16 protein-coding genes are annotated in these 14,061 nt (G+C 31.1%); 3 read left to right on the top strand and 13 right to left on the bottom strand.

Going from position 1 to position 14,061, the window contains the following annotated elements; genetic code table 11:
• Positions 1-11 precede the first annotated feature (11 nt).
• Positions 12-470, bottom strand: a complete 459-nt coding sequence (gene smpB / locus ACXHHC_RS07075; RefSeq protein ID WP_458228934.1) for an SsrA-binding protein SmpB — start codon at positions 468-470, stop codon at positions 12-14.
• Positions 471-488: 18 nt separating this feature from the next.
• Positions 489-926 (bottom strand): hypothetical protein, encoded by a 438-nt coding sequence (locus tag ACXHHC_RS07070; RefSeq protein ID WP_458228933.1) that lies wholly within the window; start codon positions 924-926, stop codon positions 489-491.
• Between the two features lie 392 nt (positions 927-1,318).
• Between ACXHHC_RS07070 and ACXHHC_RS07065 the strand changes: the two genes are divergently transcribed.
• Together ACXHHC_RS07065 and ACXHHC_RS07060 are read left to right on the top strand one after the other, a co-directional pair.
• Complete coding sequence (locus ACXHHC_RS07065) at positions 1,319-2,710, top strand: MFS transporter (RefSeq protein ID WP_458228932.1); 1,392 nt, start codon at positions 1,319-1,321, stop codon at positions 2,708-2,710.
• A 609-nt stretch (positions 2,711-3,319) separates the two neighbouring features.
• On the top strand, positions 3,320-4,951 hold the full coding sequence (locus tag ACXHHC_RS07060; RefSeq protein ID WP_458228931.1) for an ABC-F family ATP-binding cassette domain-containing protein: 1,632 nt from the start codon (positions 3,320-3,322) through the stop codon (positions 4,949-4,951).
• An 83-nt stretch (positions 4,952-5,034) separates the two neighbouring features.
• Here the strand turns inward: ACXHHC_RS07060 and ACXHHC_RS07055 are convergent, their stop codons facing one another.
• The 8 genes from ACXHHC_RS07055 to ACXHHC_RS07020 all read right to left on the bottom strand — a co-directional run bounded on the left by ACXHHC_RS07055 (position 5,035) and on the right by ACXHHC_RS07020 (position 9,741).
• Entirely contained in the window at positions 5,035-5,571 is a 537-nt protein-coding gene (locus tag ACXHHC_RS07055) for a CIA30 family protein (protein ID WP_458228930.1), read from the bottom strand.
• 86 nt (positions 5,572-5,657) lie between these two features.
• Positions 5,658-6,053, bottom strand: coding sequence for a hypothetical protein (locus ACXHHC_RS07050; protein ID WP_458228929.1), 396 nt, complete (start codon positions 6,051-6,053; stop codon positions 5,658-5,660).
• Positions 6,037-6,774: a class I SAM-dependent methyltransferase gene (locus tag ACXHHC_RS07045; protein ID WP_458228928.1), complete on the bottom strand. Its 738-nt coding sequence runs from the start codon at positions 6,772-6,774 to the stop codon at positions 6,037-6,039. The genes ACXHHC_RS07050 and ACXHHC_RS07045 overlap by 17 nt, the downstream gene beginning before the upstream one ends.
• Entirely contained in the window at positions 6,765-7,502 is a 738-nt protein-coding gene (locus tag ACXHHC_RS07040) for a DUF2071 domain-containing protein (protein WP_458228927.1), read from the bottom strand. The genes ACXHHC_RS07045 and ACXHHC_RS07040 overlap by 10 nt, the downstream gene beginning before the upstream one ends.
• Position 7,503: 1 nt before the next feature.
• Complete coding sequence (locus tag ACXHHC_RS07035) at positions 7,504-7,881, bottom strand: DoxX-like family protein (protein ID WP_458228926.1); 378 nt, start codon at positions 7,879-7,881, stop codon at positions 7,504-7,506.
• Positions 7,882-7,887: 6 nt separating this feature from the next.
• On the bottom strand, positions 7,888-8,268 hold the full coding sequence (locus ACXHHC_RS07030; protein WP_458228925.1) for a hypothetical protein: 381 nt from the start codon (positions 8,266-8,268) through the stop codon (positions 7,888-7,890).
• A 413-nt stretch (positions 8,269-8,681) separates the two neighbouring features.
• Positions 8,682-9,185, bottom strand: a complete 504-nt coding sequence (locus ACXHHC_RS07025) for a GbsR/MarR family transcriptional regulator (RefSeq protein WP_458228924.1) — start codon at positions 9,183-9,185, stop codon at positions 8,682-8,684.
• 226 nt (positions 9,186-9,411) lie between these two features.
• The gene (locus ACXHHC_RS07020) at positions 9,412-9,741 is read right to left on the bottom strand and encodes a winged helix-turn-helix transcriptional regulator (protein WP_458228923.1); all 330 of its coding nucleotides are present in this window, start codon (positions 9,739-9,741) and stop codon (positions 9,412-9,414) included.
• Between the two features lie 130 nt (positions 9,742-9,871).
• On the opposite strand from ACXHHC_RS07020, the gene ACXHHC_RS07015 reads away from it, so the two are divergent.
• Positions 9,872-10,753 carry an SDR family oxidoreductase gene (locus ACXHHC_RS07015; RefSeq protein ID WP_458228922.1) on the top strand — a complete coding sequence of 294 codons (882 nt, stop codon included), beginning with the start codon at positions 9,872-9,874 and terminating at the stop codon, positions 10,751-10,753.
• A 98-nt stretch (positions 10,754-10,851) separates the two neighbouring features.
• Here the strand turns inward: ACXHHC_RS07015 and ACXHHC_RS07010 are convergent, their stop codons facing one another.
• From ACXHHC_RS07010 to ACXHHC_RS07000, 3 genes are read right to left on the bottom strand one after another with little or no spacing between them, the layout of a single operon-like run.
• Positions 10,852-11,847: a S1 family peptidase gene (locus tag ACXHHC_RS07010; RefSeq protein ID WP_458228921.1), complete on the bottom strand. Its 996-nt coding sequence runs from the start codon at positions 11,845-11,847 to the stop codon at positions 10,852-10,854.
• 32 nt (positions 11,848-11,879) lie between these two features.
• A complete protein-coding gene (locus ACXHHC_RS07005; protein ID WP_458228920.1) occupies positions 11,880-12,305 on the bottom strand; it encodes a DUF423 domain-containing protein in 426 nt (141 codons plus the stop codon).
• A 49-nt stretch (positions 12,306-12,354) separates the two neighbouring features.
• Entirely contained in the window at positions 12,355-14,031 is a 1,677-nt protein-coding gene (locus tag ACXHHC_RS07000) for a hypothetical protein (protein WP_458228919.1), read from the bottom strand.
• Between the last annotated feature and the right edge of the window lie 30 nt (positions 14,032-14,061).

The raw sequence follows: 14,061 nt of genomic DNA, 5'->3' as shown, positions 1-14,061 counted from the left end.
TGTTTGTAATGTTAATTATAGCTCTTTTTTAATCTATCCAAAGCTACTTTATTGTCACGATCTTTAATAGTTTGCCTTTTGTCGTACAATTTTTTACCCTTACAAAGACCTATTTCTAATTTTGCGTAACCTTTATCATTTAAAAAAAGACGTAAAGGGACTATTGTCAACCCAACATTTTGGACTTCTTTTTCTAATTTTTTTAATTCTCTTTTATTTAATAAGAGTTTTCTAGAACTTTTGGGTTTGTGATTGTAAGCGTTTCCGTAAAGATATTCTTCTATAAATGTGTTAATCGCAAAAAGCTCTCCTCTGTCATTAAACTCGCAAAAGCTTTCGGTAATACGAGCTTTGCTTAGTCTTACGGATTTAATTTCGGTTCCTGTTAGTACAATTCCAGCTACGTATTTGTCTAGTATTTCGTATTCAAAACGAGCTTTTTTGTTTTGTATATTTATTTTCTTCTGCATATATCCTTTTCTTAAATTTTATAATTCGTTTATCCTATAACGAATATTCACCCCAAATTGTAGTATTTTAAGTTCTGTTTTGGCAATAATATTTAATTGTGGTCTCCAATCTACACCTAAGGTTATAGGAGTTTTCTTAAATAAATATTCTACACCGGTTTCTCCATTTATACCTAAAACAAAAGGGTCTCCTATAAAGGTTCCTAAACCTAGACCAAAATAGTATTGAAAATCTGTTTTATCAATGGCATCAACTTTAAAGTCATATAAAAGATTTGCTCCAATTCCGTTTCCAAACGTTATGTCTCCATGAAGCCTAGAGTTATCATCAAAATTTACAATTCCATCAATAGCAACATTGCTGTTGGTAAATTCTCCAAATCGAATTCCTATTTCTTGACTAAAAGATTTAGAACTAATGAATACCAGTAATAAGGTAAAGAAAATTTTTTGCATAGTATGATTTTAATAGCGCAAAAGTACAAAGTTTAACTAAGAAATTTTTAAACAAAAAATAAGATGCATAGTTAAATTTATTAAAACTGTATAATTACATATTTGTAATAAAACTAAGTATGATTATTAACAACTTTTTAAATGTAAAACAGGTAGTTTTTTAATGATGTTAGTTGCAGTTTTATTAAATATGTCTTTTGGCAGTTTTTAAAATGATTAAAAAGGGTTTTTGTGTTGTTTTTTAATAGTTTGGGGTTTTTATTTTCATTTTAGCCTTAAAAAAATGCTTTAAAAAATTTTTTAGTTCAAATGTATACGTAATTTTGCGGTACTGAATTTACGTATTATTACGTAGTTATTATTAAGGATTAAGGAATTTTAAAAATTAGAGTATGTCAACTTCAGCAAAAGCAACCAAATTAGAGTTGTTTAATTTAAAAAGTAAGCCAATACAAACGTTTTGGATTACTGCTATTGCATTTTTCATGTGTTTCTTTGCATGGTTTGGAATTGTTCCATTTATGCCTTACGTAGTTAAGGATTTAGGGTTAACACCAGATCAAAAATGGAACTCAATTATTTTAGCGGTAACAGGAACTGTATTCGCAAGACTTTTAATTGGAAAATTGTGTGATAAGTATGGACCAAGATTATGTTATACTTGGTTGTTAATGTTAGGGTCTATTCCGGTAATTTGTATTGGTTTGGTACAAACACCTTTGCAATTTTTAGTGTGTAGGTTGTTTATTGGATTTATTGGAGCCTCTTTTGTAATTACACAGTTCCACACATCTATTATGTTTGCTCCTAATATTGTAGGTACTGCCAATGCTACTTCTGCAGGATGGGGGAACTTAGGAGGAGGTGCTAACCGTTTGGGGATGCCTTTAATTGCAGCTGCTGTTGTTAGTTTTGGAATTGCAGAAACAGAAGCATGGAGGTATTCTATGATAATAGCTGGAGCTATCTGTTTTTTAATGGGGATTGTGTATTACTTTTTTACACAAGATACACCAGAAGGTAACTTTAAAGAGTTAAAAGCTACAGGAAAAATGCCAGAGTTAAAGAAAGATGAGGCAGGTTTTGGAGTGGCTGTTAAAGATTATAGAGTTTGGATTTTATTTGTAGTATATGCTGCTTGTTTTGGAATGGAGTTAACAGTATATGGAACTATGGATGATTATTTACAGAACTCATTTCAGTTAGAGCGTGTAACAGCAGGTAACTTAGTATTGTCGTTTGCATTAATGAATATTTTTGCAAGAACTTTAGGAGGTTTCTTTGGAGATAAGTTTGGAAAACTAAAAGGTTTAAGAGGACGTGTATTGTTTCTTACAGTAATTTTAGCAGTAGAAGGAGTAATGTTAGCAGCCTTTTCTGGAATGGAAAGTTTTACTGTTGCATTTGTGTTCTTAATTTTATTTAGTTTATCTGTGCAAATGGCAGAAGGAGCTACATTTTCTGTAGTACCTTTTATCAATAAAAAAGCAATAGGTTCTATTAGTGGTATTGTTGGAGCAGGAGGAAATGTAGGAGCATTCTTAGCAGCCATTTTATTAAAATCTAAATCTGCAGTAGCAGAAAAAGCAGCTATTATAGCTAATAATGGAGCTGCAGAAGATGTAGTAAAAGCAGCACAAGCAGCAGCATCTTCTAATGCGGTATCTAGCGGTTATTTTATAATTGGTATTATGGTAATTGTAACTGGTTTGGTTGCGTTAACAATTAAGTTTTCTCCAGAAGATGAAATTGCTGCAGTAGAGGTAAAGCCAGAAATAGCATAAATATACAGGTATTATTACTTAGTTTTTGGAAAGTGTTTTAAAGGAGTCTTAGTTTTTACTAGGATTCCTTTTTCTTTTAGATTTTTTTAGTTAAGTTGTTGATATACTATGTTTTGTTTGTTTGTGGTTCTTAAGTAGGATGAAAATAAAAAGGCTAAATTATTTTGGTATTGAAAAAACATTACTTAGTTTTGTACGTATAAATACTTAATGTATTTTAAAGTTCTACGATCGTTGGGCGAAAAATATCAACATGATCAAAATAAAAAGTGGGAGTTTTTTTATGTTTTTTCTGTTTGCTTTTAAAAATTTTGGAAAAAGTTTTATTAGGTTGAAAGTAGCAAGCAGATAAATAAAGAATCAATTTTTGATAAATTTAAGTTTTATCTACCTTAAAAATACCAACGATTCGTAGAATATTTAAACCTGTATTATCAGTAACCTGTAACAACTTGTTCAGGTTAACTTTAATAGTTTCTAGTTATTTCTTGCCATTTCACTAGTCAGTTATGGCAAGTTTTTTTAATTCATTTCACGTATAAAATAAAGGTCTTTAGTCAAATTGTCTAGAGACCTTTTTTGTACTTTTGGCATTCAAAATTTATACCGATGATTTCTGTAGATAACTTAGCAGTAGAGTTTAGTGGGCATACACTTTTTAGTGACGTTTCTTTTGTGATTAATGAAAATGATAAGATTGCCTTAATGGGAAAGAATGGAGCTGGAAAGTCTACCATGATGAAGATTATTGCAGGCTATCAGAAAGCAACTAGGGGAGGGGTTCGTTGTCCTAAAGATACGGTAATCGCTTATTTGCCTCAGCATTTATTAATGGATGATGATTGTACTGTGGTAGAAGAAGCTTCTAAAGCATTTGATGAGGTTTTTAAAATGAAAGCCGAAATGGATGATTTAAACAAGCAATTAGAAACTCGTACCGATTATGAATCGGAAGCATACATGAAGATTATTGAGCGAGTATCTGACTTGGGTGAAAAATATTATGCCTTAGAAGAGGTAAACTATCAGGCAGAAGTAGAAGTAGCGCTAAAAGGATTGGGATTTACAGCCGAAGATTTTAACAGAGCAACATCTGAGTTTAGTGGTGGGTGGCGTATGCGTATTGAGTTGGCAAAGATATTACTTAAAAAGCCCGATTTGATATTGTTAGATGAGCCTACCAACCACGTAGATATAGAGTCGGTAATTTGGTTAGAGAACTTTTTATTAAACAAAGCCAAGGCTGTAATTGTAATTTCTCACGATAAAGCCTTTGTAGATAATATTACCAATAGAACTTTAGAGGTTTCTATGGGGAAAGTGTACGATTACAAAGCAAGTTATTCTCATTATTTAGAGTTGCGTAAAGAACGTAGAGCAAATCAGCAAAAAGCCTACGATGAGCAACAAAAAATGATTGCAGATAATAAGTTGTATATAGAACGTTTTAAGGGAACTTATTCCAAAGCTTCTTCGGTAGCTTCTAGAAAACGTATGTTAGAGAAATTGGAAATTATAGAAGTAGATGAAGTAGATACTTCTTCTTTACGATTGCGTTTTCCACCTTCTCAACGATCGGGAGATTATCCGGTTAAAGTAGAAAATATGACTAAAACCTATGGAGATCATACGGTTTTTAAAGATGCGAATATTGCTATTCGTAGGGGAGAAAAAGTGAGTTTTGTAGGAAGAAACGGAGAGGGTAAGTCTACCATGATAAAAGCCATTATGGGGCAAATTGATTTTGAAGGATCAGGAGGTTTAGGACACAATGCCAAAGTGGGTTATTTTGCTCAGAACGAAGCTTCTTTGTTAGACAACGAAATGACCATTTTTGAAACAGTAGACAATGTTGCTGTAGGAGATGTAAGAACTCAGATTAAAAATATATTAGGAGCCTTTATGTTTAAAGGAGACGATATAGAGAAAAAAGTAGGAGTGCTTTCTGGAGGAGAAAAAACACGTTTGGCCATGGTAAAGTTATTACTAGAGCCAGTAAATGTTTTAATTTTAGATGAACCTACCAACCACTTAGATTTACGTTCTAAAGATGTTATTAAAGATGCTTTAATGGATTTTGATGGAACTTTAATTCTTGTTTCTCACGACCGTGATTTCTTAAAAGGATTGTCTGAAAAAGTGTATGAGTTTAAAGAACAACGTGTTGTAGAGCATTTTGAAACAATTGATGCCTTTTTAGAACGAAATAAAATAGAGAATTTAAAAGAGATGGATTTATAAAATAATTCAATAATTGAAAGATTTAAACATGAGATTTTAATGAAAGGTCACTTCGAGTACGGAGTGTATCAAGAAGTAACCTTTTATCTCAACTCTATTGTATCAATCAACAAACAAAAAGTTTCTGCTTTTTTATTGGCGATTAAAAAACGAATCTCTTCAAAAGATTCACTAGCGAAATTGGGTTTGTCTAAAATTCTACCTCTAAAAGTAGGGTATAAGTCTTTTAGATCAATGGTAATTTCTTGCCATTTACCTGTGGTAGAGAAAGGTTGAATATATGCTTCGTAATCTGTGGTTTTGGTCTTTATTCTAAATTGATAGTCTTTGCCATCACCTTTTAAACGAATGTAGACTTTGGTGTAATTTTCTACGGTTATTTTTTTAAAATTATAGCGAACAGAGGAGAATCCCCCGTTGTTTTCTAAAGAAACGTATCCTTTAAAAACCCCATGTCCATCTGGGTTTAAGCTAAAACTTCCTGTAGATATTCCACCCATTACTACATCGTCTACTACCACCCAGTTTTGAATATTGGCATTTTTATAAAAATGGAAAATAGGTTTAGAAGTTAAAGGTGTTTGTAACATAATTGTGAATAATAGGGCTTTAAGAAACATACAAATATTGTTTAAGTAAAACTAATAAAATACAAAGCCATACCGTAGTTCTTTGCATTTTTGTACTTATGTGTAATGGTTCTTTTTTATCCTCCATAAGATATCCAGAATACTCCAGATACATAGCACCAAAAAATGCTAAAGAATACATGAGCACTAGTTTCAAACGTTTTGCCTTTCCAGGTCTTAGAGGAATAACCAAAGAACTGGGTAAGGAGCCTAAGTGACCAAAATATTGCCAGTCCAAATAAAATTGTTTTTCCAAGTTTTGTTGTAAGTAATTGGTTTGTTGAATTGATACATAGAATTCCCATAAGAAATACTGTTATGGCAATAAAAAATGTATGAACTTTCATAATCTCTTGGTTAATAATACTTAAATGAGATAACTCCTTTTTCCAATGAAAGAACTTAGGGAAAATAATATGTATACCTGCTAGTAGAATAAATGCAATTCCGATAATTTTAAGATGTAGTTCCATGTTTACAAAGTTTAAAGGTTGATATAAAAGGTGTTGTTTTAATTTCTTGTTGTATAGAAAGCTTAGATTTTGTGAATGCTTTTATCCAAGACTTTTTTGAATAAAAATGAAAGATCCCTATCGTATAAGCCATAAGATTTGGAATATCTCTTAAATGCTCAGTAACATAGATGGTACCATTGGATTTTAAAATTCTATTTAGTTCTCCAAAGAAATGGATTCTTTCTTTTTCATTTCTAATTTCGTGAGCAGAGAACGTGATAAGAATTGTATCAAAGGAATCAGATGCAAAAGGTAGTTGCTTCGTGCTGACATTTATCGTTTCTGGGCTGGGAGGAAAGATTTTTCTCGCTCTTTCAATTGAAACTTCTGTATGTTTATCAGGTTCGTGAAAATCACATTTTGAGATAGTTGCTTTAGGGTATTTTTGTTTTAATAATTCACTTGTTTCATCAAACCCAGCACTTACATTCAAGATTTTAGTATTGTTTAAGTTATCTAACCAAGGTAATTCATACAAGTTTGAATAATCATAGATGTAACAGGAGACAGCAAGGGATAGTATTAGAGGGATAAGAATACTACTGTTTACATAAGGTGTTAACCTATAGTCTAATAGCAAAGTGTTTAATGAAATCAGTCCTAAGGAAATTGCATAAAAATGCCAGTTGAAACGTATAATATTTACTGTTCCCTGAAGAGGTCTTCTAGTTAGTTCCATAATTCTACTTCCCCTTTTTGCCATTGATATGGTACATTCTTAATTTGAAAAGCATTTGCTAAAACAGTTTTTTCTTTAAAACCAAGTTCTTTTAGAAAGTTGATATGATAATTAGTTATGCTTAGCGGTTGAGGTTTCCAGTTTTTTCTAATTGCCTTTACAATAATTACTTTATTACTCTTTTTAGAGTACGAGAATGTATATTGCATAGGGCCCGCAAATTTTCTTGCTTCTCTCCATGTCCTAAAAGGGGATTGTATTGGGAGTTGTGTTTCTTTTACTTGGTTTAAATATTCAATTTTAAAATCAGATTTTTTAGATGAGATAATTGTAGAAGTTTCATTTGTTTTCGTGTTAATATCAGTAGTAGCATAATTAAAATGTGTAAAAATATTCCCTAAAAACTGCATCTTAAGTTTGTCAGTCTCTGATTTTAAGACATACAATCCCCTTAGCTTTTGACCTTTTAAATTTTGATAACGAACGAAGATTCTATAACCAATTAAGAAAAAGTTATTACCTAAAAATTCAGGAATTCTTGATGGTCTAAGTGCTTTGGTTTGTACTATAGCTATAGCTACAAATGCCCATTTATCATCGTAAGTATCTAGCTCAAGACAATCTGGAATTAGAGATTCTAAATCTTCTTTTGGAACAGCAAAAGTTAGAACTGTGGAATGGTCAAAATAAGCTTTAACAGAAAAAGGATGTTGTTTTAAAAATTTCATATCAATAAGCTTTTTTAGTATTTATAGAGAAAGAGTTGAACTCATTTATATAGATAAACACGACAAATATTAGAGCAAACACAGCGTTCAACTGTCCCCATAACAACAATTCTGGAGCATAGAAAAACTCAAGGATATTCATAATAAGAATAATAACAATTTGAGCGATGGCATTTAATTTGGATTGTATTTTAGACAGTATCCAGAAGGCCATTACTACCTCTAAGCATCCAATAATTGTTGTCAAGGTTAGAAAATGTTCGTACCCTAATATTTTCTTAACAATTTGTGAGTGTCTTGGTACTAGGTTGAATATTTTACAGAATAGCCCATTTAATATCCAAATACTTGCAATGAAATAATTATTTATTTGTTTCATAACTATTTAACTTTTTATAACTGTAGCAGTTGTGGTTTGTTTTGATTTTTTCTTTCCTCTAAAAAATAAATATAGATTTATAAATAGCATGATTCCTAGGTAGATAGAGAAGTTTCCGATTTTATAGCTTAAGGTTTCAATCAAGCTTTGATAGGTTGAAATATTGTATTTAATTTTTAAAATATGTAATGCCCAACCAATATTTAATAGGTAAAATCCTGTCTCGAATAACTTGTTTGTAGCAATGGCTATTTCTTCACGACCTTTAAAAATATCTAGCATAAAAGGAATGCTGTTTTTAAAAAGTGTTTTAGAAACATAGTAGGTTAATGTTAGTGCGATAGGTAAATAAATAAAGTAGGCAATTAAGATTTTTTGACTTTCCATAATATTGTGTATTTAATTAATAATTCGTTTTAAATAGATAGAGATTATACTGATGTTCCCATAGTGTAGGATACCTAGAATGGTTATAATAGTAGCTGTTTTTGAGCTAATCATTTCTAATAATTGTAAGGGGTGGTTTATGGTTGTCCACGTAATTATAGTGGTCGCACAGTAGCCAATATTTACTAGATAAAAACCAATGAGCAGCATTTTATTTATTTGCAAGCAAAGATCTTTATGGTTTGGTATAATCTCTAAAACATAGACATTGCCATTTTTGTAACATACTCTTCCCATGTAGATTATAATAATACATGTAATTAAAAGGTAGCATAGATAGCCTATAGTATTTAGTGTCATTTTTTTTATGTTTTAAACTTTCAGAAAATATTGAAAGTTATGTTTAAAAAAAATTATTTCATTATTTTTAGAACCAACTTTGTTAACCAGTTGTCTTTGTGTTCTGTAACCTTGTCTAATACATTGTCTACTTTAGAAACAAAGTCATGTAATTTGGTCGTTTGATCTATAAAATGTACTGTTTCTTCAGTTTGATTGTTCTCTATATTAGATACTTCTTTTAGTACCCTTAGTGCAGGTTTAATTTCTCTTTTACTTCTTTCTTGAGATATTTTTATAGCTAGTACATCCAAGTCTTTTTCGGCTACAAAATATTCTTTTCGCTCTCCTTGCTTATATTGTTTGTATACAATTCCCCAATCAATTAAAGCTTTTAAGTTCATACTTGTATTCCCTCTAGAAATATGAAGTTCTTCCATAATTTCCTCCATGGAAAGAGCATCAACAGATACCATTAACAAGGCATGTATTTGTGCCATAGTTTTGTTAATTCCCCATTGAGAACCTAATGCTCCCCACGTTTGTATGTATTTGTTTTTAGCTTCTTTTAATTCCATAGTTCAAAGATATATAATTATTTTTAAAGTTTCAGAAAAAAATGAAAGTTTAAGTTAGGAAGCAGATTTATCATAGGTGTATTCGTTAATTTGAGCTGTGTTTTTACAAGAGAAACTAAAATGAATTAGACAGATGCAAAGGGTTAATTGAGCTATTTTAGTGTCTTGTTCAGAGGTGTTTTTCATGGGATTAGTATGGTTAAGTATCTTGTTGGAGTTTATATTATTAAGAGATCTTAGATGTGTTTAAACTCATAACTTCTACTCCAAACTCTTTTATCTGATCAATAATGGGTAATATCTTTTTCCCGTTTTTGGATAATGAATATTCAACTTTGGGAGGAATTTCAGGATATGCCTTTCTTTCTAGAATACCATAACGAACCAATTTTTTCAACTCTTGGATTAACATTTTTTCACTAATGCTGGGAATCAATCTTTTAATTTCCCCAAATCTTTTTGTTTCCAGTCCTATTTCTTTAACCAATAGCAAGCTCCATTTTCCACCAATAATTTCTAAGGCATAACTCACTGGACAGTCAGAATTATTTTTCATTTTTTTTACTTTTTATACTGTTGATAATCAGTAATTATTACTAAAAAGTTAGCACCCTACTTTTGGGTAGGTACTTGTCTTATGTATTGTAAAGGTATAGGTTTGTCTTATCATTTTAAAATTATTTATCATGTCAAAAAGAGTATTTGTTTTAGGAGCTAGTGGTTTTCAAGGGGGGGCAATAGCAAAAGAGATCATTTCCCAAGGTCATACCGTTTGTACGCTAACTTCTAATGTAGATCATCCAAATTTAGAAACAGGGGTAGAAGCTTATTTAGGGAGTTTAGGAGATAGAGTTGCTATAGAAAAAGCATTAAAAAATGTTGAGGTAGCAGTGTATACTTTTCCTTTAATTTTTGATATGGTCAAAGCGATTGCTTTTACACAGAATTTTATTGATGCAGCTAAGGCTCAGAATGTTTCTTTTGTAATTTTTAATGCTGGTTTTGACATTCCAAAGCATGAAACTAATTTGTTAGGAATAGACATTAAGTATAAAATAGAAGACTTGTTTAAGAGTTCTGGTTTAAAAGTATTGACTTTAATGCCAGATGTTTACTTGAATAATTTAGCAGCTCCATGGTCTATTCCGTTAGTGGTAGAGAAAAATATATTGCCTTATCCTGTAGTTTCAGGACAGAAAGTACCTTGGTTAAGCCACGATGATTTGGCACGTTTTATGGCCGCTGCAGTTGAAAAAACTGAGTTGTCGGGATTAAAATTACCGATAGGAGGAACCTTAGCTTCTGGAGAAGAAATAGCAAAAGTGATATCGGAACACTTAGGAAAAGAAATCACTTTTATTAGTGTACAACCAGACGATTTTGAGCAACAATTAATTCCTGTTTTTGGATCGTTGAATGCGAAAGAGATTTCTAATTTGTATAGATATGTAGAAAAAGAGAGAGAATATTTAGCAATGAAACCATTTTCTAAAACTCAAGAACTATTGAATGTAGAGCCTTCTAGTATTTTAGATTGGGTAGCTTCTGTTGACTGGACACTAGCTTAAAGCTAATTGTAGTTGGGTATTAGGCTAGGTTTTGTTAGTGCATTACTTGATACTTTTGTTTGAAGGTATCAAGTATGCTTTTAGCAATTCAATTTTTTTTATTCCATTACAGAATTGATCCAATCTATAGAAGTAGAAACACGTGTGTAGATGCTAATATCTCCATAATCACCATCTTTGTGATTGTCAATAGGTTCTGAAGCACCACCAGATAAGATTCCAGCCACTTTCCAAGTGTTGTTTTGATTCAAGAATAAAGGACCTCCACTGTCTCCAGTAACCGTGGTTCCTTCTAAATCTAGTGCTGTTGCATTACTCGTTCCTGTACCTAAATAGCTTTCATCGGTGTTAACAGTTGTGTCTCCTAAAGCGTTGCTTGTACCCGATGGATTGTCAAAATCGAAGGCTAGCAAACCTCCAAGATACTCTTGGGTATCTCTTGTTGTTCTAAAATCTCCTTTTACTCGATCTAATACATTTGCAATAGCATGCTTTTTAGAGTCCAAGTCTGGATTCTGACCTGTAGTTTGAGAATAGTCTCCAAATCCACAATGCCAAACAGTACTCCCTACGAGTTCATTTGTTTCCGTATATAGGCTTACGGGGGTAATAGTAGTAATAGGACTCGCTAATTTTACCAAACACAAATCATTGGCATGGTTGTAATTTTGATTTCCTTGCAACCATGTAGGATGAAGTACTACTTGTGAAACAGCATACGTTGCTTCTGGGTTGTTGGGATCATTTCCTACCAATACCGTTATACCTGAAACTGGAGCAGGGTTGTCTTGTTCCTCTGCATCGTAAAAGTTATGAGCGGCTGTTAATATCCATTCCGAATTGATTAAAACTCCTGTTGCAGTAAACTCACTATTGTTACTACCATCTAAGCTATAGTCAAAAGCAATTACGGCTGAGAAATTTGGTAAGTTGGTACTGTTAGTTGCAGCAACACTTTCGTAGTCTGATAAAAGTTTGTCGTGTCTAATTCCAAAAGTACTTGTATTGGAAGCTTCAATACTATTGTCACTACTAGTACATGCAAAACCTACACATACAAATAAGATGAAAATGGCTAGTTTGTGAATATTCATTTTGGGTTATTTAAATAGAAAAGATAGCCTTTTTATTTTTGCAATAGCTTAGTAAATAACGTTTTGTATGCTGCTACATTTCTTTGGTATTTTAAACGGACTGCAGACCATAACAAAGCACTAGCCCCAAGGAGTAAAGTACCTGTTACAAAATTAGATTGTACAATTAAGGCCATTCCCCAGGCTAAAAATAGTAGTTGATGAACCACAACCAAACTTTTCCATAAGAAATGTTGTTGAAAAGAAATTTCTACCTCTGTTTCGTTTTCATCAGCTGTATTCACCATTTTTCCACTTACGACCAAACTATTTTGAAAAATAAGATAGAAAGGATATAAAATTCTTTTTCGTAAAGTAAAGTTGGTTTTATCGTTTTGTTGGAATACAAAACCTTTAGCCCTTAAACTTTTAAAAACTTCTTTAGTGTTTCTTTTGGTGGTGAATTTCCAATGTTTCATAGTCTTATCGGTTTCGATTAAATATAGTATTTAAAAGTGAATAATTCTATCAACAATATTTATTTGGTAAAGGATTTTCTTTGAAATTTAATTTCCCTGAAAAGTATAATTTATCAAATAAGGATTGTTCAAAAGCAGAAAACTTAATTTGCTTTAGCTTATTTTTTGAAGAAGCTCTAAATTTTCTTGGTTCTTTAATAAAAGAAGCACAAATGTCTAGTTCATCAATAGCGTATATTCTCCCATGTAAAGTCCTTCTCAGTTTTAAGTATTCAATTAATCGATTACCGTGATTATTGAAATAATGTTTTAATGATAGTAAAAATGTTTCAAGGTCATCTATATAAACTGACCATGGGTAATAATCCTCTTCATGCTTATCCAGTAGTAGAGCTAAATCGGTTTGCAAACTACCATATCTTTCTAGTGTTACTACAATAGAAAGAATATTGTGAATTTTATTAGGATCTATTTTGTGGAGAGTTTTATTTTGACGATTTTTTATTTCAAAGATTTTATTGTCAAAAAAATAATCTTCAATTCTTAAACACTGTTGATATCCATATTGAATTGAATTTTTAAAATCATCTTTTAGTCTAGTAATAGCTTTATCTGTATCACGAAAAGGAGCTCTTAATTTTGAAGCTTTCGTTTCGATAATAATTGCATTTCCCTTATATATTATTAATAAATCCTGTTCAAAATTTTCTTCTACATAGTAATTTTCAAAGAAATATGATTCTTTATGAGAGAAAAAGCTTTTAAAGATTTCGACTACTTTTTTTTCGAGACATTTTTCGCGGTGTCTTCTAATTTTAGGATTATTTTTTTTATCATTCAAAAAATGAAGATATAGGTGATTGTATATAGCAATAGGTATTTGCTTTTGACATAAGTTTAAATAATAGTTTTTTGAAAGTTTTAAAATAGGCTTATTTTCTATGGGGTTTTCAGCTGCGTAATATCTATGATTTAACTTAGAGTTGTAGTCTAAACAAAATAGTTCTAAAAATCGATTAATCTCATTTTTAGGTAAATATTGAAACAAATCTTCTTTTGAAAAAAATAAATATTCATGAGGCTTACTAAAGAAGGATAAAAAGTCTTCTTTTGTTTCTTTAGATAAAAGTTCTAAGCTCTCTGAAAAACTTGTTTCTTTAGTTTTAATCTTTTCAGTGAAGTTTATGAAATCTGTAGTTGTTGAAAATGCAGTGAACTTTTCTGCACGATTTTTTGAAATTAGCTCATTGTATTGATAAAATTGAATTAGAAAGTCTATGTCAAAACCAAAATCAGTGATTATTTTTTCTTCAAAGTGAGAAAAAATAGTTCGAATTTTCTCTAGGTCTTGCTCAACATAACTTAGACTTCCATTATCAAAATGATTTCTATAAGCCAGTTCATGGATCACAGATTCAACAGTGTAGTCTGAAAAATTTTTAGTTTGATAGAAATCTTTGATTTCGTTTAGGCTTTTTGCCAATTCGCCAATAATCTTACTATCATCTAATTCAAATTTTTTTGTATTCTCATCAGGTAATGACATTTTTATAGCCATCAAGTACTGAAAGTCCTTAAATTTAGATTTAAAAAGGTTCAATTTAATGTCTAGAGAATCATCAGGTCTTCTTTTCAAGAAATAAGCAAAGAAACCAACAAAGCTTTCAGTATCATACTTGGCTATTTTTTCAATTAACTGATTAATCTTAACTTCTAAGTTGTCCAATATTTTTACTTTAAAGATACTTTAATTAAG

It is taken from the genome of Wenyingzhuangia sp. IMCC45574 (genome assembly GCF_054182685.1).
Note: the sequence above shows the minus strand (reverse complement) of the source record. Positions and strands in the feature narration are given on the sequence as shown.

Coding starts and splice junctions, on each gene's coding strand:
- smpB (WP_458228934.1), bottom strand. CDS start 470: ATGCAGAAGAAAATAAATATACAAAACAAAAAAGCTCGTTTTGAATAC.
- ACXHHC_RS07070 (WP_458228933.1), bottom strand. CDS start 926: ATGCAAAAAATTTTCTTTACCTTATTACTGGTATTCATTAGTTCTAAA.
- ACXHHC_RS07065 (WP_458228932.1), top strand. CDS start 1,319: ATGTCAACTTCAGCAAAAGCAACCAAATTAGAGTTGTTTAATTTAAAA.
- ACXHHC_RS07060 (WP_458228931.1), top strand. CDS start 3,320: ATGATTTCTGTAGATAACTTAGCAGTAGAGTTTAGTGGGCATACACTT.
- ACXHHC_RS07055 (WP_458228930.1), bottom strand. CDS start 5,571: ATGTTTCTTAAAGCCCTATTATTCACAATTATGTTACAAACACCTTTA.
- ACXHHC_RS07050 (WP_458228929.1), bottom strand. CDS start 6,053: ATGGAACTACATCTTAAAATTATCGGAATTGCATTTATTCTACTAGCA.
- ACXHHC_RS07045 (WP_458228928.1), bottom strand. CDS start 6,774: ATGGAACTAACTAGAAGACCTCTTCAGGGAACAGTAAATATTATACGT.
- ACXHHC_RS07040 (WP_458228927.1), bottom strand. CDS start 7,502: ATGAAATTTTTAAAACAACATCCTTTTTCTGTTAAAGCTTATTTTGAC.
- ACXHHC_RS07035 (WP_458228926.1), bottom strand. CDS start 7,881: ATGAAACAAATAAATAATTATTTCATTGCAAGTATTTGGATATTAAAT.
- ACXHHC_RS07030 (WP_458228925.1), bottom strand. CDS start 8,268: ATGGAAAGTCAAAAAATCTTAATTGCCTACTTTATTTATTTACCTATC.
- ACXHHC_RS07025 (WP_458228924.1), bottom strand. CDS start 9,185: ATGGAATTAAAAGAAGCTAAAAACAAATACATACAAACGTGGGGAGCA.
- ACXHHC_RS07020 (WP_458228923.1), bottom strand. CDS start 9,741: ATGAAAAATAATTCTGACTGTCCAGTGAGTTATGCCTTAGAAATTATT.
- ACXHHC_RS07015 (WP_458228922.1), top strand. CDS start 9,872: ATGTCAAAAAGAGTATTTGTTTTAGGAGCTAGTGGTTTTCAAGGGGGG.
- ACXHHC_RS07010 (WP_458228921.1), bottom strand. CDS start 11,847: ATGAATATTCACAAACTAGCCATTTTCATCTTATTTGTATGTGTAGGT.
- ACXHHC_RS07005 (WP_458228920.1), bottom strand. CDS start 12,305: ATGAAACATTGGAAATTCACCACCAAAAGAAACACTAAAGAAGTTTTT.